The organism is Klebsiella sp. 18074 (genome assembly GCF_902705905.1).
Classification (GTDB): Bacteria; Pseudomonadota; Gammaproteobacteria; order Enterobacterales; family Enterobacteriaceae; genus Klebsiella; species Klebsiella terrigena.
Map to the genome: position 1 here is coordinate 96,457 of NZ_CACSIS010000009.1, position 18,406 is coordinate 114,862.

Sequence of the window (18,406 nt, forward strand, 5' to 3'; positions counted from 1 at the left end):
TTTTGCTGCCAGATAAGATTAACCATCTGATCGCCGCAGCGCGGCTGAAAGACGGCCCCTTGCGGCCGTTAATATCGCGATGACAGACCCGCCTCATTCATCCAAAGCTCGGCATCTGCCCCGGCGGGAATACGTAGCGGAGCGGCGGGATCGGTCGCTGCCCGCCAAACCGCTTGCGCCACATCGGACGCATGGGTGATAGGGCCGGCGTCTTCCTGCACGCTGTGGATGAACTGCTGCAGCATCGGGGCATAGTCCGCTTCGTCCATACCGCGCACGTGCGGACGGGCATTAGCGCCGAAGCGAGTTTCCGGCGAACGACCGGGCAAAACGATGTGTGTGCGGACGCCAAAGGGCGCCATCTCCACCGCCAGCGACTCGGTGAAGGCGTTTACCGCCGCCTTGCTTGCCCGATAAATCCCGACGATCGGCAATGGCTTGAGCGTAACCGTCGAGGTGACGTTGATGACCACGCCGGCCCGGCGCTGGCGCATTTGCGGCACGACGGCCTGAACCATTGCCAGCGTGCCAACGGCGTTGGTCTGAAACAGAGCGTGGACGGTTTCCGCCGCCGTAAGCTCAACCGGAGACGGCGCCCCGAAACCGGCATTATTGACCAGAACGTCGATTGGACCTGCCGCCGCCACGACCCGGGCGATGCTGGCGGGATCGGTGATATCCAGCGCCAGCACCCGCAGTCGTTCAGAGGCCGGGAGCAGATCCTCCGTCGGCGTGCGCATCGTGGCAATCACCTCCCAGCCCCTGGCAAGGAACAGCTTTGCGGTTTGCAGGCCGAAGCCGGACGAGCAGCCGGTAATCAATATCGTAGACATAGGCACCTCCATTAAAAATGAACGATCTCATGGTAGCGATGCCACAGAGGACTTAATATAGTCTTTAGTCGCCAAAACTTTAGAGATAGTCCTGTTTATGCCCGTAGATCCTCTTGCCGATATCGTCACTCTGCTGCAGCCTGCCGCCCGCTTTTCAAAGCTGGTGGAGTGCGCCGGTTCGTGGCGCATTGAGCGTGAGGCTACGGGCGAGCCCTTCTACTGCGCGATACTTGAGGGGAGCTGTCGCATCACCTTCGACGGAAATCAGCGGTTTATTCTCCAGGCCGGCGACTTTGTTCTTGCTCCCGCGATGCGGGATCTGGTCAACGACAGCCTCGATGCGCCGGACGACATGCCCGCCACGCTGCCTGTCCAGGTCGCCGAAGGGCATTTTCGCGTCGGGCGCCGCGACGGCCCGGCCGATCTGCGCATGCTGATCGGCCATTGCAGCTTCGGCACGCCCGACGCCACCCTGCTGGTTTCGCTCCTGCCGGATATCGTTCTGGTGCGCGACCGGCCCCGCCTTGCCACGCTGATACAGCTGATCGGCGAGGAAACCCGTGAACGCCGCGCGGCCCGCGGGCTGGTGCTGGAGCGGCTGCTTGAGGTGCTGCTGATCGAGGCGTTGCGCTCGGCAACGGAAACGGCATCCGTGCCGGGTTTAAGCTGCGGCCTGGCTGACGAACGCCTCGCCGTCGCGCTGCGCGCGATCCACGCCCGTCCCGAACATCCCTGGAGCGTCGTCGAGCTGGCGACCGCCGCGGCAATGTCGCGTTCGGCCTTCTTTGCGCGCTTCAATCGTATCGTTGGCCAGCCGCCTATGGCGTATCTGCTGGCCTGGCGGATGGCGCTGGCAAAGCAGCTATTGCGGGATCGAGAGAGCGGAGTCGAGCAGATTGCGGCGCGCGTGGGCTACGGGTCGGCAAGCAGCTTCAGCGCTGCGTTTACCCGCTATGTCGGCATGCCCCCGGCCCGCTACGCGCGCAAGCAAACCGCGGGCTAAGCCGAAAAACAAAAAAGCCCGCAGTTACGCGGGCTTAAAAGGGATGGCATCGGCGCCGGGCGCCAGAGGCTAAATCATTCCCCACTCAATGGTTTAGAAACCATCTAATTCTTTGTTATAAAATTATTTTATGGTAACTCTTTCCAGACAACACTGTAATAAACATCGTCTGGATGAGAAAATTTGTTATATAAATCATTTCGTTATAATGGTTTACAAAGACGCTCTTTAGATTCGTATTATTGCCGGACAACACGTATTTAGGGTTATCAGGCCATTATCAGACGCTTAAACAGCAGCTGCTGAACGTCCTGCTGATGTGCCAGGATCGCATGCGCGGTCACTAAGGTTCCGTCTACGGAATACAAAACCCGGTAGCCTTCAGCGTGATTAAACTCCCGGTATTTGGCGCAACCAATTTTCAGCAGTTCAGGGCAAATCTGGCATCCCAGCGGAAACTGACCAACGGTACGCTCGAACTGCGTGAGTATATCTGCGATAACCGGGCGCGGCTCAACGTCAACACGGCGCAGGAAACCCGTTATTGTGTCGATGCAGTGCTTTACCGTCAGCGTGTACTCAAAGGTCACCTGCTGTTCCATGGAAATCCCTTAACGTTGAGCGCGCTGCGTTTAATCCGCAAGTCCATCCAGCAACTGGTCTTTCGAGAAGACGCGCCCTTCCGCTTTATCTTTCTCTGACAGGGTAAGTAACTTCAGCAAAGCAATGGCGTTTTCCCGTTCCTGCTGCTGATCATAGGACTCTATAACATAAGCAGGTACACCATTTTGTGTGACCAGGATCGGTTCTGACAGATCAAGCGTTGCTGCGTTTTTTTTAACGTAGCTGATTGTCTCTACTTTCATAGTGCGTTCACCTAATGGTCATTGATCATGCATCGGTTTTAATATAGACCATATATAGACCACCAACAAGATGCATGAGGGCTGATATCTGCCTGGCGAGCGCCTTAGACTATCGAGGACTTATCTCAGCACCGTCCTGTTCGGTCAAAAGTAGCTCAACTTGCTCAAGAGCAGACATTAATGCACCTTCTTTACCTGTATGCTTCGATCGCCATTCATCTTCTGGTCTAAATACAACCAGCCTATACGCCTCTTGTGATAAATGCTCCAACTCGGTATTAACAAAGAAAAGCCCTCTGTATTAACAGAGGGCTAGATAAGTATTTGAGTAGATGTGATTAGCTATGAACTAGCTGTAAATCATTCCCACTCGATCGTTGCCGGCGGCTTGCCGCTGATGTCATACACCACGCGGGAGATACCGTTCACTTCGTTGATGATGCGGTTGGAGACGCGGCCGAGGAAGTCGTACGGCAGGTGCGCCCAGTGAGCGGTCATGAAGTCGATGGTTTCTACCGCGCGCAGGGAAACAACCCAGTCGTATTTACGGCCATCGCCCATCACGCCGACGGAACGAACCGGCAGGAACACGGTGAACGCCTGGCTAACCTTGTTATAGAGGTCGGCTTTATGCAGCTCTTCGATGAAGATAGCGTCCGCGCGACGCAGCAGGTCGCAGTACTCTTTCTTCACTTCGCCCAGCACGCGAACGCCAAGGCCCGGACCCGGGAACGGGTGACGGTACAGCATGTCATACGGCAGGCCCAGCTCGAGGCCAATTTTACGCACTTCGTCTTTGAACAGCTCTTTCAGCGGTTCAACGAGGCCCATCTTCATCTCTTTCGGCAGGCCGCCCACGTTGTGGTGAGATTTGATAACGTGTGCTTTACCGGTCGCGGAGGCCGCGGACTCGATCACGTCAGGGTAGATAGTTCCCTGCGCCAGCCACTTCACGTCTTCCAGCTTCAGCGCTTCTTCGTCAAATAGCTCAACAAACACGCGGCCGATAATTTTACGTTTCGCTTCCGGGTCGTTCTCACCGGCCAGCGCGCCGAGGAAACGATCTTCCGCGGAAACGTGGATGATGTTCAGGCCAAAGCGGTCGCCAAACATGTCCATCACCTGCTCGGCTTCGTTCAGACGCAGCAGGCCGTTATCAACGAACACGCAGGTCAGTTTTTTGCCGATCGCACGATGCAGCAGCATAGCGGTGACGGAAGAGTCGACGCCGCCGGACAGGCCGAGGATCACCTTATCGTCGCCAACCTGCTGACGGATGCGCTCAATGGCATCATCAATAATCTTAGCCGGCGTCCACAGCGCTTCACACTGGCAGATATCGCGCACGAAGCGGTCCAGCATACGCAGGCCCTGGCGGGTGTGGGTCACTTCCGGGTGGAACTGCACGCCGTAGAAGCGTTTTTCTTCGTTAGCCATAATGGCGAACGGACAGGTCTCGGTGCTGGCAACGGTAACGAAGTCAGACGGGATGGCGGTCACTTTATCGCCGTGGCTCATCCAGACGTCGAGCAGCGGCTTGCCGTCGGCGCTGAGCGAATCTTCAATCCCGTGGATCAGCGCGCTGTCGGTTTGTACTTCAACCTGCGCGTAGCCGAACTCACGCTCGCTGGAAGCCTCAACGTGGCCGCCGAGCTGCATTGCCATGGTCTGCATGCCGTAGCACACGCCAAAGACCGGCACGCCCGCTTCAAAAACGTATTCCGGCGCGCGCGGGCTGTTATCTTCAGTGGTGCTTTCCGGGCCGCCGGAAAGAATGATGCCGCTTGGGTTGAATTCACGGATTTGAGCTTCAGTCACGTCCCAGGCCCACAGTTCGCAGTAAACGCCTAATTCACGTACGCGACGCGCAACCAGCTGGGTGTACTGAGAACCGAAGTCGAGGATAAGAATGCGATGTTTATGAATGTTGTCCGTCATTGACGTTTATTCCAGAGCAGTAGCAATTAAATAAAATCGCCCGGCGCATGGCCGGGCGATGAAAATCAGGAGCCCATGCGGTAGTTCGGGGATTCCTTGGTGATCGTCACGTCGTGAACGTGGCTTTCCTGGATGCCAGCACCGCTGATACGCACGAATTCCGCTTTGGTACGCAGGGTGTCGATGGTACCACAGCCGGTCAGACCCATACAGGAACGCAGGCCGCCCATCTGCTGGTGAATGATCTCTTTCAGGCGGCCTTTGTAGGCTACGCGGCCTTCGATACCTTCCGGTACCAGTTTGTCAGCCGCGTTATCGCTCTGGAAGTAGCGGTCGGAGGAGCCTTTGGACATCGCGCCCAGGGAGCCCATACCGCGATAGGATTTGTATGAACGGCCCTGGTAAAGCTCAATTTCGCCCGGGGACTCTTCGGTACCCGCCAGCATCGAGCCAACCATCACCGCCGCTGCGCCCGCGGCAATCGCTTTCGCAATATCGCCGGAGAAGCGGATGCCGCCGTCGGCGATAACCGGGATCCCGGTGCCTTCCAGCGCTTCGACGGCGTCAGAAACGGCGGTAATCTGCGGAACGCCTACGCCGGTAACGATACGCGTGGTGCAGATAGAGCCGGGACCAATCCCGACCTTCACCGCGCTCACGCCGGCTTCAGCCAGCGCGCGTGCGCCGGCACCGGTCGCCACGTTGCCGCCGATGATTTGCAGGTTCGGATATTTTGCCCGCGTTTCGCGAATGCGCTGCAGAACGCCTTCCGAGTGGCCGTGGGAGGAGTCGATCAGCAGAACATCAACGCCTGCGGCAACCAGCGCATCAACGCGCTCTTCGTTACCGGCGCCAGCGCCAACCGCCGCGCCGACGCGCAGACGACCGTGCTCATCTTTACAGGCGTTCGGTTTACGTTCTGCTTTCTGGAAATCTTTAACGGTAATCATGCCGATCAGGTGGAAGCTCTCATCCACTACCAGCGCTTTCTCTACGCGCTTCTCGTGCATTTTAGCAAACACGACTTCGCGGGTTTCGCCTTCACGCACGGTCACCAGACGCTCTTTCGGGGTCATATAAACGCTAACGGCCTGGTTCATGTCGGTAACGAAGCGCACGTCGCGGCCGGTGATGATCCCGACCAGCTCGTTATCTTCGGTAACCACCGGATAGCCGGCGAAACCGTTGCGCGCGGTCAGCTCTTTCACTTCGCGAAGGGTGGTGGTTGGCAGTACGGTCTGCGGGTCAGACACCACGCCGGACTCATATTTCTTCACGCGGCTAACTTCTTCCGCCTGGCGCTCGATGGACATGTTTTTGTGAATAAAGCCGATGCCGCCTTCCTGTGCGAGGGCAATTGCCAGACGCGCTTCCGTCACGGTATCCATAGCCGCAGAGAGCATAGGAATATTCAGACGAATTGTTTTCGTCAGCTGAGTGCTGAGATCGGCGGTATTCGGCAGAACGGTAGAATGAGCGGGAACGAGGAGAACGTCGTCAAACGTCAGAGCTTCTTTAGCGATACGTAGCATGGGCAATATCTCGACCAGGGTGGATAAATATTGCCGTGGCATTATACAGAGCGTAATCGATTGCATCTACCCTTTTTTGCAAATAATACTTGCTATCGCCTCCCGGCAGGTTACTATCGACTGATTAACCTGCTGATTTAAAGTTTGATCTTGCTCACATGTTACCATCTCAATCCCCCGCAATTTTTACGGTCAGCCGCCTAAACCAGACGGTTCGCCTGCTGCTGGAACAGGAAATGGGCCAGGTCTGGATCAGCGGCGAGATCTCCAATTTAAGCCAGCCCTCTTCCGGCCACTGGTACTTCACCTTAAAAGACGATAACGCCCAGGTGCGCTGTGCGATGTTCCGCAACAGCAACCGCCGCGTCACCTTCCGCCCGCAGCACGGGCAGCAGGTGCTGGTGCGCGCCAATATCACGCTCTACGAGCCACGCGGCGACTATCAGATCATCGTCGAAAGCATGCAGCCCGCTGGTGAAGGGCTGCTGCAGCAGAAGTACGAACAGCTGAAAGCGCAGCTGGCGGCAGAAGGCCTGTTCGACCAGCAGCACAAGCAGCCGCTCCCCTCCCCGGCCCACTGCGTGGGGGTCATTACCTCCAAAACCGGCGCCGCACTGCACGATATTTTGCAGGTCCTCAAACGCCGCGATCCCTCTCTGCCGGTTATCGTTTATCCAACGACGGTGCAGGGTGACGACGCGCCGGGGCAGATCGTTCGCGCCATCGCGTTAGCCAACCAACGCCAGGAGTGCGACGTACTGATCGTCGGCCGCGGCGGCGGTTCGCTGGAAGATCTGTGGAGCTTTAACGATGAGCGGGTGGCGCGGGCAATTTTTGCCAGCCGCATTCCGGTCGTTAGCGCTGTCGGCCATGAAACCGACGTGACGATTGCCGATTTTGTCGCCGACCTGCGGGCGCCTACGCCCTCTGCGGCGGCCGAGATCGTCAGCCGTAACCAGCAGGAGCTGCTGCGCCAGCTGCAGTCAGGGCAGCAGCGTCTGGAAATGGCGATGGACTACTTCCTCGCTAACCGCCATCGCCGGTTTACCCAGCTTTTCCACCGCCTGCAGCAGCAGCATCCGCAGCTGCGCTTAGTGCGTCAGCAGACGGCGCTTGAGCGGCTGCGCCAGCGGATGCGTCTGGCGCTTGATACGCAGATGAAACGCGCCGATCAGCGCCAGCAGCGCGCCCTTCAGCGCCTGAACGCGCACAATCCGCAGCCGCGTATTCATCGCGGCCAGTCGCGTATCCAGCAGCTGGAGTATCGCCTCGCCGAGAGCATCCGCGCGCGACTAAGCGAACAGCGCGAGCGTTTCGGCAATACGGTAACCCATCTCGAAGCCGTCAGCCCGCTGGCGACCCTCGCCCGCGGCTATAGCGTCACCTCCGCCAGCGACGGCAGCGTCCTGAAACAAACGAAGCAGGTGAAGGCGGGCGATCTGCTAACCACCCGCTTAAACGACGGCTGGGTCGAAAGCGAAGTGAAGGCGATAACGCCGGTCAAAAAAGCGCGCGCGAAGAAGAAATAGCTACGCCTGGTCAGGCAGCACGAACTCAACGCGCTTCTTCGAAATCAATCCGTGCCCGTTCTGGCAAAAATAATCGATCGCCCCGCAGGCTTTTAAGACCTCCAGCGGCCGGTGGCAATCCGGGCAGAGGGCCTGCAGAGTAAACTCTTTTTCGCAGCGCGCGCTGCCGGCCTGCACCTCCAGCGGCGCGTGGCAGAGAGGGCAATCAGGTTGCATAGTCATTCCTTACGATGTTTTAGTCAGCTCAGCTTACCACGATAGACTTTTCAGTGCGGCCCGCGTATTTGCTGCTGAAGCTGCAGCAGTAGAGCCACTTCGTCAATGCGCCGCCGGGTCAGCCGCGCGACCTCATCGGGCGCGCGCACAAACAGGCTGCCCTCGCCGAGAATATGCTCCCCCAGGCAGTGCTCGTAGATCGCACCGGCCCGCCGCCAGCGCTGCACCTGCCCGCCGGCAACGAGCTCAACCACTTCGCTATTCTCACGGCGGTCGAGGTTGATAATCCGCCCGTCGCGCAGCGCTATCCGCATGCCCTTCTGCCCTCCCGCAGGACCAGCATACTTGTTGAGCCAGATATTGAGCGGGATCCCGCTCAGCTCCCCCTGCAGATGCGCCTCCCCCTCCGCAGTTTGCGTATCGCCGGGCGCAATAGCCTGGCCCAGACGATCTTTCGCCTGCCGCACCCTAAGCTCAATGCGATCGTCGCCGCCGCAGGAGCGGATCGTTTCCCGCAGCATCGCCAGCACGTGGGTGCCAATATCAAGGATCACCCCGTCGGGATGCCGCAGCCGGCGCGTATCCGCCCTGCCGGTAGCAAAATTCAGCGCCACCGGGTCGCCCCGCTCGTCAAATCCACTGGGCTCCTGGAGAAAACCGTCAATACGCACAATATCCTGCGGCGAAGAGAGCAGCGGGTGGCAGGCCTGTACCCCGCTTTCCGGCTGCCAGCGGGCATCGATCTGGCCCAGCGCCAGCTTTAGCGCGCCGTCGCGCGCCATCCAGTGGTCCAGCGCCAGCACCCGGCGAGCGTTTTCCGGCGCGCGCAGCAGCGCGCGTAGATGCGCAATCTGTTGCACCGTCGCGACGATCGGCTTTTCCACCACGATTCGCGGGCAGGAAGAGGCGAGCGCCGCTTCCAGCACCGGAAGATGCTGCAACGATGCGGTGGTAATAAACAGCATGTCCAGCGGCTTTGCCAGCAGCGCGGCCAGCGAGCCGCAGCGGCTGACGCCCTCCGGCATCCGCTGAGGATCGCTATCAAAACCCCAGCACGCCGCCAGCGGTATCGCCAGGTTTTTCAGCGCCGGCAGCCAGGCCGTCTCCACCACCGCACCCAGCCCAATAAATCCTGCCTGCATCGTTCCCCCTCTCGTTAGCACAAAGTAATCCGCTGAAATAATAAGGGAATTATGGCGGAACGGCGGGTAGATTGCGCGGTGAATGCTGCGCTCTGCGGCAATAAAAAACCCGCCAGCGGCGGGTTTATCTCTTACTTTCCTTTCTTGATGTGCTTAATCAAGCGCTTACGCTTACGCATCTGGTTCGGCGTCAGGGTATTGCGTTTGTTGGCAAACGGGTTCTCGCCCTCTTTGAACTGGATACGGATCGGCGTACCCATAACTTCCAGCGATTTGCGGAAGTAGTTCATCAGATAGCGTTTGTAGGAGTCCGGCAGGTCTTTGACCTGGTTACCGTGGATCACCACGATCGGCGGGTTATAACCACCGGCGTGGGCATATTTCAGCTTCACGCGACGGCCGCGTACCAGCGGCGGCTGATGGTCTTCCGCTGCCATGGTCATAATGCGGGTCAGCATCGCCGTGCTCACGCGACGGGTCGCGCTGTCATAGGCTTCACGTACCGATTCAAACAGGTTGCCGACGCCGCTACCGTGCAGGGCAGAGATAAAGTGCACGCGAGCAAAATCGATAAAGCCCAGACGGAAGTCGAGGGTCTCTTTCACCTGCTCTCTGACTTCCTGGCTCAGGCCGTCCCACTTGTTGACGACGATCACCAGCGAGCGGCCGCTGTTGAGGATAAAGCCCAGCAGGGAGAGATCCTGATCGGAAATACCTTCCCGCGCATCGATAACCAGCAGCACCACGTTGGCGTCTTCGATCGCCTGCAGGGTTTTGATAACCGAGAACTTTTCTACAACGTCGGTAATTTTACCGCGCTTACGTACGCCCGCGGTATCAATCAGGACGTATTCGCGCTCATCGCGCTGCATCGGAATGTAAATGCTGTCGCGGGTGGTACCCGGCATGTCGTAGACCACGACGCGATCTTCACCGAGAATACGGTTAGTCAGCGTTGACTTACCGACGTTCGGACGACCAACGATAGCCAGCTTAATCGGCAGATCCTGCGGATTAAAGTCATCCTCCGGCTCTTCCGGCAATTCGCCGTTCTGCTCGGCTTCAAACTGCGCCCAGTAGGCGGCGTCTTCGTCAACTTCTTCCGACGGATCGATCTCTTCCGCCCACGGCAGCAGCACGTGCTCCAGCAGGCTGGTCACGCCGCGACCGTGCGATGCGGCGATCGGGTGGATGTCACCGAGGCCCAGCGTCCAGAAGTCGGCAATGGCCTGATCGGCATCGATGCCGTCAGTTTTGTTCGCCACCAGGAAGGTTGGCTTCTCACGAGAGCGGAGGTGCTTGGCGATCGCCGTATCCGCAGGCATCAGGCCGGCGCGCGCATCAACCATAAACAGCACCACGTCAGCTTCTTCAATCGCCAGCAGCGATTGTTCAGCCATGCGTGTTTCAACGCCATCTTCCGTGCCATCGATACCGCCGGTATCGATACAGATAAATTCACGTCCTTCTATTTCAGCACGACCGTACTTACGGTCACGAGTCAGCCCCGGAAAATCCGCGACCAGCGCATCACGAGTGCGGGTCAAGCGGTTGAAGAGCGTGGATTTTCCAACGTTAGGGCGCCCGACAAGCGCGACCACAGGTATCATGTTAAATGCCTCATACAAATTACTATGCAACGTCGTTTTTCACGACGCTTTTAAAAACAGGAAAACGGCCCCTGTATACCAGGGGCCGTTTCTCAATCCTGACTACCGCGCAACTTAACGCGTAATCGAGTACAGCGTACCGTCCGTTGCCTGGATTAGCAGGCGACCGTCAGCCACGATAGGGTCAGTACGGAAGCCGGAGCTGTCAACCTTCTGCTGAGCCACAAAGTGCCCATCTTCCGGGTTCACCCAGTGCATATAGCCTTCGCTATCGCCGACGACCAGATTACCATTATACAACACCGGAGCGGTCAGTAGACGATGCAGTAAATCGCTTTGCGTCCACAGCGTCACGCCGCCTTCGGTGGTCAACGCCAGCAGGCGATCGTTCTGATCGACCAGGTAGATACGATTGCCGTCAACGATAAAGTCGTTCACCGAACCCAGCTCGCGTTTCCACATGATCTGGCCGCTGCGCAGATCCAGCGCGGTCAGGTTGCCGTTGTAGGCAAGCGTATAGACCACGCCGTTGACGATAACCGGAGTGGTATCAACGTCGTTCAGGCGATCGATTTCAGTCGGGCCAGTGGCCTGAGAGATGCGCTGCTGCCAGATGATCTGACCCTGCTGCATCAATACCGCGCTAACGCGACCGTTATCGCCGCCAACGATGGCCGCGCCATAGGCGGTCGCCGGTGCGGATTCACCGCGCAGAGAAAGCGCCGGCATATCCAGGTTGACGGTCCACTTCACCGCGCCGTCGGCTTCGTTCAGCGCCTGCAGCTGGCCGTTACTGGTGTGAACCAGCACCATGCCGTCGCTGACGACCGGGCGAGAAATCGCTTCACCGGCTACGCGGGTCTGCCATGCCACGGTACCATCGCTGGTATTCAGAGCAAACAGCTGCGCTTTTTCACTGCCGATATAGACGTGGCCGCCGGAGACGGTGACGCCGCCGGAGAGCAGCGCAGGCGTGCGGGAGAACCAGCCGTCTTTCTCGGCCAGGTTCACCGACCACACCTCTTTCCCGTCGTCAGCACCCAGCGCTTTAACGGTGCCTTTACGGTCGGCCGCATAGACCACGCCGTCGGCAAAGGCCGGATGGAGGTTAGAGTAAAATTCGCCGATACCATCGCCAACTGAGGTGCTCCAGGACGTGGACGGCGTAAACTGATTTTCCACCGTCGGCAGTGGTGACATTTTCACCACATCTTCTTCGCTGTTAAACAACGAACAACCGCTTAATAAGGTAACGGAAAGCAGCCCTGGCAAAAGTAATTTACGCAATTGCATCGAGTCCCTCTCAGATGGACAAATTATTTATTTTCATACGCATCATTTCGCTGAGCGCCGGTGAAGCATCGCTTTTCACGCCCGCTTCCCACGCCGCGCGAGCGCCCTGCTTGTCGCCTTTATTCAGCAGAATCTCACCGCGAAGATCGGCAACAATAGCGGTCCAGCCTTCGCCTTTGATCCCCTCAAGGGTTTTCAGCGCCGCATCAGGATTTTTCAGCTGCAGCTGCACGCGAGCAAGACGCATGTTGATAACCGACTTCAGATTATCATCCGGGGCGGCGGCTAATCCCTGCTGGAGCTGCTTTTCAGCGCTCTGCAGATCGTTTTTCTCAACAAAGCGCTGCGCCAGCTCCAGGGAGGCAAACGCCCCGTAGGCATTTTTGCTGTCAGCGGCGAACTTCTGCGCCGAATTCAGCGCTTCAGGCTTGTCCGATTTAAGCGCGGAAATGGCATTCTCATAGGCTAAAGAGGAGTCTCTGGCCGTATCCTGCTGATGAGAGCTCCAGTAGCGCCAGCCAACCAGCGCCCCAATTCCTAAAATCACCCCAACGGCCAGCGCTTTGCCATTTTCGGCAAAGAAACGCTTGAGCGCATCGACCTGATCGTTTTCGTTGTTATACGTTTCCACGCAGTCCTTCTCCTGACTAATGATTCCCGGGAGATTAACCCAGAAGTGTGCGCAAATGCGCGGCAACGCTATCCTGCGTTACGGTAGTTTGCTCACCTGAGCGTAAATCCTTCACTACCACGTTTCCGTCAGCAATTTCTGATTCACCAACCACCAGAGCAATGCGAGCGCCCCACTTATCAGCACGGCCGAACTGTTTCTTAAAGTTGCCGCCGCCGTGGTTGGTCATCAGCTTAACGCCGGGCAGCTCATCGCGAACCCACTCAGCCAGACGCATTGCTGCGGACTGGGTATCGGTTCCGGAGGCTACCAGGTATATATCGACAACAGGATCGGCTTTAAATTCCGGATTAACGGCCTGGACCAGTAAAACAAGACGTTCCAGCCCCATCGCGAAGCCGACTCCCGGCGTTGCACGCCCGCCCAGCTGCTCGACCAGACCGTCATAGCGGCCGCCTGCGCAGACGGTTCCCTGCGAGCCGAGGCTGGTGGTTACCCACTCAAATACGGTGCGGTTATAGTAATCGAGCCCGCGCACCAGGCGCTGGTTAACGGTATAGGCGATGCCCGCGTCGTCTAACAGCGCGCACAGGCCGGCAAAATGCTGTTTGGACTCTTCATCGAGGTAGTCGCCCAGCGCCGGCGCATCGTTCAGCAACGCCTGCACTTCCGGGTTCTTAGAGTCCAGAACGCGCAGCGGATTGGTGTACATGCGGCGTTTGCAGTCTTCGTCGAGCTTATCTTTAAACTGCTCAAGATAGGCGACCAGCGCATCGCGATAGCTGGCACGCGCTTCCAGCGAACCGATGGAGTTCAGCTCCAGCGCGACGTGCTCAGAGATACCCAGCTCGCGCCACCAGCGGGCGGTGAGCATAATCAGCTCGGCGTCGATATCCGGTCCCTGCAGACCAAAGACTTCAACCCCCATCTGATGGAACTGGCGATAGCGGCCCTTCTGCGGACGCTCATGGCGGAACATCGGCCCGACGTACCACAGACGCTGTTCTTGATTGTACAGAAGACCATGCTCGATGCCGGCACGTACGCAGCCCGCAGTCCCTTCCGGACGCAGCGTCAGGCTATCGCCATTGCGGTCCTCAAAGGTATACATCTCTTTTTCAACCACGTCGGTCACTTCGCCGATCGCGCGCTTGAATAACGGGGTCTGCTCTACAATCGGCAACCGAATTTCGCTGTAACCGTAGCTGCCGAGCACCTGTTTCAGTGAGCCTTCAATGCGCTGCCAGAGAGCGGTCTCGCCCGGCAGATAATCGTTCATGCCACGGATGGCTTGAATGTTCTTTGCCACGTTTATTCTCTTTATATATATACAAAAATGAACCCCGGCGCGTTGCGCCCGCGGGTCCAATCATACACGGGAAGTCTTACGCTGCCCCGGATTATTTCTCTTCAACCTGCTGGACGTCAATACGGCGCGCTTCATCAAGCATCGAGGCTTTCGCACGGATACGCGCCTCCAGCTGATCGATCATATCGTCGTTATCCAGCCGGTCTTTACGCACGCCGTCTTCGTACAGGCCGCTCTTCTTATTGCCGCCGGTGACGCCGAGCGTCGAAACCAGCGCTTCGCCTGGGCCATTCACCACGCAGCCGATGATCGAAATATCCATCGGGGTAATGATATCTTCCAGCCGCTGCTCCAGCGCGTTGACGGTCCCGATCACGTCAAACTCCTGACGCGAACAGGTCGGGCAGGCGATGAAGTTAATCCCGCGGGCGCGAATGCGCAGAGACTTCAGGATATCGAACCCAACCTTGATCTCTTCAAGCGGATCCGCCGCCAGCGAAACGCGCAGCGTGTCGCCGATCCCTTCATTAAGCAGCAGGCCGAGGCCGATCGCCGATTTTACCGCGCCGCTACGGGCGCCGCCGGCTTCGGTGATCCCAAGATGCAGAGGCTGATCGATCTGTTTCGCCAGCAGGCGATAGGACTCCACTGCGAGGAACACATCCGACGCCTTGACGCTGACCTTGAACTGATCGAAGTTCAGCCGATCGAGATGATCGACGTGGCGCATGGCTGATTCCAGCAGCGCCTGCGGCGTAGGCTCACCGTACTTTTCCTGCAGATCTTTTTCCAGCGACCCGGCGTTAACGCCGATGCGGATAGGAATATTTTTATCACGGGCGCAGTCAACAACCATACGAATGCGCTCTTCGTTGCCGATATTTCCCGGGTTGATGCGCAGACAATCCACCCCGTACTCCGCCACTTTCAGGGCGATACGGTAGTCAAAGTGGATATCAGCGACCAGCGGTACGTTGACCTGCTGTTTGATGAGCCTGAACGCTTCCGCCGCATCCATCGTCGGTACGGAGACGCGGACGATATCCGCGCCAACGCGCTCCAGGGCTTTGATTTGATTTACGGTCGCGGCCACATCGGTGGTGCGCGTGTTGGTCATCGACTGGACGGCGATGGGGGCCCCATCGCCAATCGGCACATTCCCAACGTAAATTCGTTTCGATTTTCTACGTTGAATCGGAGCCTGGTTATGCATGAAAAATCTCCCGCGTTACCCGTCTGTTACTGCGCCGGTGATGTTTCGGCATTAAGGGTCAGACGCGCAACCTGGTTAGTTCTGATAAAACGACTCAAATCGACTGGTTTACCCAGATACTGAATCTGTACCGCAGCCGGCGCACCAATTTTCAGCTTATAAGGTGCCTGGCCGCTTAAGTTCAGGTTACCGCCTTTGCGTTGCAAACCGCTGAACAGCTTCTTGCCGGTTGCATCGCTAACTTCCAGCCAGCAGTCGGCAGAGAAGTTCAGGACCAGATCCTGAGCCGCAGCGGCTGCGGTCACGTTCGCCTGATCGGTTGGCAGCGGAGAGGCCGGAGCCGCAGCGCCTGCTGCGGTATCGACCTGCGCCTGAGACGGAGCAACAACGGCGTTATTATTAGCCGGCGTCGGTACGGACGCCGCTGGCACCGGAGCCGGCGCGGCTGAGGTATCCACAGGCGCGCTGTTCGCCACGTTGTTGGCGGCGTCCGGTGCCGTACTATCGGCACCGTTATCTAAGGGAATGCTCTGGCTGCCGCTGTCGCCCGCATTCAGTTCGGCGGTTGACTGGTCGGCCATCGTGGTAATCTCTTCCTGCTGCGCCTTATGGTCTTGCCACCACCAGGCGCCGCTCAGGCCAATCACCACAAACAGCACCAGCCAGGTGAAGCTCATCAGCCAGCCATCGCGCTTTTTACGGCGTTTGCCCAGAGAGAAGCTCTGCATCGGCGCAACTTTCGCCGCGCGGATAGGTGCCTGTTTTGCCATCATCGGCAGCAGCTCTTCTTCCGGAATATGCACCAGACGCGCATAGGAGCGGATGTAGCCGCGCAGGAAGGTTGAAGCGAGGTCGGCTGGCGCCTTGTCGTCTTCGATATCACGAACCGTGGAAACCTTCAGGCATAAGCGCTCAGCCACAGCTTGCTGGCTGAGTCCGAGTTGTTCGCGGGCATTGCGCAGACGCGTGCCCGTAGTATTTGCTTCTTGATGATCTTGAGTGGCTTCAGTATTCATTCGACAACTACTGGTACGTGAAATTTAAAGTTCAGCGCCGGTAAACCCCGCGCCGCGAAACATCTGCAAAGCGTCAAACAAACAGTATAAGTCCGTATGGCGAACTATCACAGATACTTATCAATATTGAATGCTAAGCGGTTGTTGTGCCGCTACATACTGCCTCAAAGTCGACAAAAACGCACCGTAATTATTGGCCGAATCAGCCTGGTTCGCCTGCCGGGGAAACATAATGATGCAGCGCGCGTGAAATATTGCGCGCTGCGCATTTGTCAGATCGCTTTCACGTCAATCGTTTCGCCCTGCATACGCTTGCGCAGCGTACGTTTGGTACGGTCGATAACGTCACCGGCAAGCTGTCCGCAGGCGGCGTCGATATCGTCGCCGCGCGTTTTACGCACGATGGTAGTGAAGCCATAATCCATCAGCACCTTGGAGAAACGGTCGATGCGGCTGTTGGAGCTGCGGCCATACGGCGCGCCCGGGAACGGGTTCCATGGGATCAGGTTGATCTTGCACGGCGTATCCTTCAGTAGCTCTGCCAGCTCATGCGCATGCTCGGTACCGTCGTTGACGTGATCGAGCATGACGTATTCGATGGTCACCCGGCCCTGGTTGGCGTTGGACTTAGAAATATAGCCACGCACCGAGTTCAGGAAAGTCTCGATGTTGTACTTTTTGTTGATCGGCACGATCTCATCGCGAATCGTATCGTTCGGCGCATGCAGAGAGATGGCCAGCGCGACGTCAATCATATCGCCGAGCTTATCCAGCGCCGGGACCACGCCGGAAGTGGAGAGCGTCACGCGACGCTTGGAGAGACCAAAACCAAAGTCGTCGAGCATAATTTCCATCGCCGGCACGACGTTGGTCAGGTTCAGCAGCGGCTCGCCCATCCCCATCATCACCACGTTGGTGATCGGACGCTGGCCGGTAATTTTTGCCGCGCCGACGATTTTCGCCGCGCGCCAAACCTGGCCGATAATTTCAGAGACCCGCAGATTGCGGTTAAAGCCCTGCTGCGCCGTTGAACAGAATTTACACTCTAACGCACAGCCAACCTGAGACGAAACGCACAGAGTCGCGCGATCCTCTTCCGGAATATAGACCGTTTCAACGCGCTGATCGCCGACGGCAATCGCCCATTTGATGGTGCCATCGCTGGAGCGCTGCTCCTCGACGACTTCCGGCGCGCGGATTTCCGCGACTTCCTTCAGCTTATTGCGCAGGACCTTGTTGATATCGGTCATATCATCAAAGTCATCGCTGCAGTAGTGATACATCCATTTCATCACCTGATCGGCGCGGAAGGGCTTCTCGCCCATGTTTTTGAAAAACTCGCGCATCTGCTGACGATTCAGATCCAGCAGATTAATTTTGGCATCTTTGTTCGGCACCGTCAGAGCGGCGTTATCAGGCGTGACAATATGTTCAGACATAATCTATTCCGGCCTCGTTGTTACACGTTATGGCCCCAGGAGGGTTGAAAAAAAGAAGCGCCCCAATGAACGAGTGCTCGTCCAGGGGCGCTGCATTGTACAAATTCTGGTGTATCAATACCACGTTTGCACGCGGCAATGATCAAAAAATCTGTTACTGCGTATTTAATCCTCTACGGCTCTCCGATTGTCGAAAAGACGACGAGGCGATAAAAAAGTCTGTTGCCGCATACTTAATCCTCTATGGCTTTTCGATTGTCGCAAGGCGGCGAGCAAGTAAATCCCCGGGAGCATAGATAACTATGTGACCGGGGTGAACGCACGAAGCCAACGTAGCGACGGTCGAAAAGACGACGAGGATTAGCGAGTGCGCGGGCAAACCTCGCCTTCAGCGAAGAAGAATGCGATTTCGCGAGCAGCAGATTCAACGGAGTCGGAACCATGGGTGCCGTTCTCGGTGAAGCTGTCAGCGTAGTCTGCACGCAGGGTGCCGGCCAGCGCGTTGTCCGGGTTAGTTGCGCCCAGCAGGTCACGGTGACGCTGCACGGCATTTTCGCTTTCCAGAACGGATACCACGATCGGGCCGGAAGTCATGAACTCAACCAGACCGTCAAAGAACGGGCGACCTTCGTGCTCGGCGTAGAAACCGCGAGCCTGCTCAACGGTCAGGTGCAGCATTTTGGTGCCAACGATTTTGAACCCTGCCGCTTCGAAGCGAGAAAAGATGCCGCCAATAACGTTTTTTGCCACCGCGTTTGGTTTAATGATGGAAAAAGTACGTTCAATAGCCATGATTACCTCTAATAAAATTTTATGTTGTTGGGCATACGATCGTA

General features: G+C 57.4%; 17 protein-coding genes. 2 read left to right on the plus strand and 15 right to left on the minus strand.

Going from position 1 to position 18,406, the window contains the following annotated elements; genetic code table 11:
• Positions 1-68: 68 nt before the first annotated feature.
• Positions 69-833, minus strand: a complete 765-nt coding sequence (locus GVK32_RS11150; RefSeq protein ID WP_159867873.1) for an SDR family oxidoreductase — start codon at positions 831-833, stop codon at positions 69-71.
• Positions 834-930: 97 nt separating this feature from the next.
• Here GVK32_RS11150 and GVK32_RS11155 point away from each other — a divergent pair, with 97 nt between their 5' ends.
• Positions 931-1,836, plus strand: a complete 906-nt coding sequence (locus tag GVK32_RS11155; RefSeq protein ID WP_159867876.1) for an AraC family transcriptional regulator — start codon at positions 931-933, stop codon at positions 1,834-1,836.
• 269 nt (positions 1,837-2,105) lie between these two features.
• On the opposite strand, the gene GVK32_RS11160 is transcribed toward GVK32_RS11155, so the two are convergent.
• The 4 genes from GVK32_RS11160 to guaB all read right to left on the minus strand — a co-directional run bounded on the left by GVK32_RS11160 (position 2,106) and on the right by guaB (position 6,172).
• A complete protein-coding gene (locus tag GVK32_RS11160) occupies positions 2,106-2,438 on the minus strand; it encodes a type II toxin-antitoxin system RelE/ParE family toxin (protein ID WP_159867879.1) in 333 nt (110 codons plus the stop codon).
• 30 nt (positions 2,439-2,468) lie between these two features.
• On the minus strand, positions 2,469-2,702 hold the full coding sequence (locus GVK32_RS11165; protein ID WP_004853132.1) for a type II toxin-antitoxin system Phd/YefM family antitoxin: 234 nt from the start codon (positions 2,700-2,702) through the stop codon (positions 2,469-2,471).
• Between the two features lie 360 nt (positions 2,703-3,062).
• Positions 3,063-4,640 carry a glutamine-hydrolyzing GMP synthase gene (guaA, locus tag GVK32_RS11170; RefSeq protein ID WP_159867882.1) on the minus strand — a complete coding sequence of 526 codons (1,578 nt, stop codon included), beginning with the start codon at positions 4,638-4,640 and terminating at the stop codon, positions 3,063-3,065.
• Between the two features lie 65 nt (positions 4,641-4,705).
• Positions 4,706-6,172, minus strand: coding sequence for an IMP dehydrogenase (gene guaB, locus GVK32_RS11175; RefSeq protein ID WP_159867885.1), 1,467 nt, complete (start codon positions 6,170-6,172; stop codon positions 4,706-4,708).
• A 158-nt stretch (positions 6,173-6,330) separates the two neighbouring features.
• Between guaB and xseA the strand changes: the two genes are divergently transcribed.
• Positions 6,331-7,701 (plus strand): exodeoxyribonuclease VII large subunit, encoded by a 1,371-nt coding sequence (gene xseA / locus GVK32_RS11180; RefSeq protein WP_159867888.1) that lies wholly within the window; start codon positions 6,331-6,333, stop codon positions 7,699-7,701.
• Here xseA and GVK32_RS11185 read toward each other — a convergent pair whose 3' ends face one another.
• From GVK32_RS11185 to ndk, 10 genes are all read right to left on the minus strand, one after another.
• Positions 7,702-7,917 carry a zinc ribbon domain-containing protein gene (locus GVK32_RS11185; RefSeq protein WP_159867891.1) on the minus strand — a complete coding sequence of 72 codons (216 nt, stop codon included), beginning with the start codon at positions 7,915-7,917 and terminating at the stop codon, positions 7,702-7,704.
• Between the two features lie 50 nt (positions 7,918-7,967).
• The gene (locus GVK32_RS11190; RefSeq protein ID WP_159867894.1) at positions 7,968-9,059 is read right to left on the minus strand and encodes a Gfo/Idh/MocA family oxidoreductase; all 1,092 of its coding nucleotides are present in this window, start codon (positions 9,057-9,059) and stop codon (positions 7,968-7,970) included.
• Positions 9,060-9,190: 131 nt separating this feature from the next.
• Positions 9,191-10,669 (minus strand): ribosome biogenesis GTPase Der, encoded by a 1,479-nt coding sequence (gene der, locus GVK32_RS11195; protein ID WP_159867897.1) that lies wholly within the window; start codon positions 10,667-10,669, stop codon positions 9,191-9,193.
• 114 nt (positions 10,670-10,783) lie between these two features.
• Positions 10,784-11,962 carry an outer membrane protein assembly factor BamB gene (gene bamB / locus GVK32_RS11200; RefSeq protein ID WP_041146707.1) on the minus strand — a complete coding sequence of 393 codons (1,179 nt, stop codon included), beginning with the start codon at positions 11,960-11,962 and terminating at the stop codon, positions 10,784-10,786.
• 10 nt (positions 11,963-11,972) lie between these two features.
• Positions 11,973-12,593, minus strand: a complete 621-nt coding sequence (locus GVK32_RS11205; protein WP_159867900.1) for a YfgM family protein — start codon at positions 12,591-12,593, stop codon at positions 11,973-11,975.
• Between the two features lie 34 nt (positions 12,594-12,627).
• Positions 12,628-13,902 (minus strand): histidine--tRNA ligase, encoded by a 1,275-nt coding sequence (hisS, locus tag GVK32_RS11210; RefSeq protein ID WP_159867903.1) that lies wholly within the window; start codon positions 13,900-13,902, stop codon positions 12,628-12,630.
• Between the two features lie 91 nt (positions 13,903-13,993).
• The gene (ispG, locus tag GVK32_RS11215) at positions 13,994-15,115 is read right to left on the minus strand and encodes a flavodoxin-dependent (E)-4-hydroxy-3-methylbut-2-enyl-diphosphate synthase (protein ID WP_076947808.1); all 1,122 of its coding nucleotides are present in this window, start codon (positions 15,113-15,115) and stop codon (positions 13,994-13,996) included.
• A 26-nt stretch (positions 15,116-15,141) separates the two neighbouring features.
• The gene (rodZ, locus tag GVK32_RS11220; RefSeq protein WP_159867906.1) at positions 15,142-16,131 is read right to left on the minus strand and encodes a cytoskeleton protein RodZ; all 990 of its coding nucleotides are present in this window, start codon (positions 16,129-16,131) and stop codon (positions 15,142-15,144) included.
• A gap of 272 nt (positions 16,132-16,403) precedes the next feature.
• Positions 16,404-17,570, minus strand: coding sequence for a bifunctional tRNA (adenosine(37)-C2)-methyltransferase TrmG/ribosomal RNA large subunit methyltransferase RlmN (locus GVK32_RS11225; RefSeq protein WP_159867909.1), 1,167 nt, complete (start codon positions 17,568-17,570; stop codon positions 16,404-16,406).
• Between the two features lie 360 nt (positions 17,571-17,930).
• Positions 17,931-18,362, minus strand: coding sequence for a nucleoside-diphosphate kinase (ndk, locus tag GVK32_RS11230; RefSeq protein WP_041146713.1), 432 nt, complete (start codon positions 18,360-18,362; stop codon positions 17,931-17,933).
• Between the last annotated feature and the right edge of the window lie 44 nt (positions 18,363-18,406).

What these genes read in the sequence shown, in the direction of transcription:
- GVK32_RS11150 (WP_159867873.1), bottom strand. Translation starts at nt 833, where the DNA reads ATGTCTACGATATTGATTACCGGCTGCTCGTCCGGCTTCGGCCTGCAA.
- ndk (WP_041146713.1), bottom strand. Translation starts at nt 18,362, where the DNA reads ATGGCTATTGAACGTACTTTTTCCATCATTAAACCAAACGCGGTGGCA.
- xseA (WP_159867888.1), top strand. Translation starts at nt 6,331, where the DNA reads ATGTTACCATCTCAATCCCCCGCAATTTTTACGGTCAGCCGCCTAAAC.
- GVK32_RS11155 (WP_159867876.1), top strand. Translation starts at nt 931, where the DNA reads ATGCCCGTAGATCCTCTTGCCGATATCGTCACTCTGCTGCAGCCTGCC.
- der (WP_159867897.1), bottom strand. Translation starts at nt 10,669, where the DNA reads ATGATACCTGTGGTCGCGCTTGTCGGGCGCCCTAACGTTGGAAAATCC.
- guaB (WP_159867885.1), bottom strand. Translation starts at nt 6,172, where the DNA reads ATGCTACGTATCGCTAAAGAAGCTCTGACGTTTGACGACGTTCTCCTC.
- rodZ (WP_159867906.1), bottom strand. Translation starts at nt 16,131, where the DNA reads ATGAATACTGAAGCCACTCAAGATCATCAAGAAGCAAATACTACGGGC.
- GVK32_RS11190 (WP_159867894.1), bottom strand. Translation starts at nt 9,059, where the DNA reads ATGCAGGCAGGATTTATTGGGCTGGGTGCGGTGGTGGAGACGGCCTGG.
- ispG (WP_076947808.1), bottom strand. Translation starts at nt 15,115, where the DNA reads ATGCATAACCAGGCTCCGATTCAACGTAGAAAATCGAAACGAATTTAC.
- GVK32_RS11225 (WP_159867909.1), bottom strand. Translation starts at nt 17,570, where the DNA reads ATGTCTGAACATATTGTCACGCCTGATAACGCCGCTCTGACGGTGCCG.
- guaA (WP_159867882.1), bottom strand. Translation starts at nt 4,640, where the DNA reads ATGACGGACAACATTCATAAACATCGCATTCTTATCCTCGACTTCGGT.
- GVK32_RS11185 (WP_159867891.1), bottom strand. Translation starts at nt 7,917, where the DNA reads ATGCAACCTGATTGCCCTCTCTGCCACGCGCCGCTGGAGGTGCAGGCC.
- GVK32_RS11160 (WP_159867879.1), bottom strand. Translation starts at nt 2,438, where the DNA reads ATGGAACAGCAGGTGACCTTTGAGTACACGCTGACGGTAAAGCACTGC.
- GVK32_RS11165 (WP_004853132.1), bottom strand. Translation starts at nt 2,702, where the DNA reads ATGAAAGTAGAGACAATCAGCTACGTTAAAAAAAACGCAGCAACGCTT.
- bamB (WP_041146707.1), bottom strand. Translation starts at nt 11,962, where the DNA reads ATGCAATTGCGTAAATTACTTTTGCCAGGGCTGCTTTCCGTTACCTTA.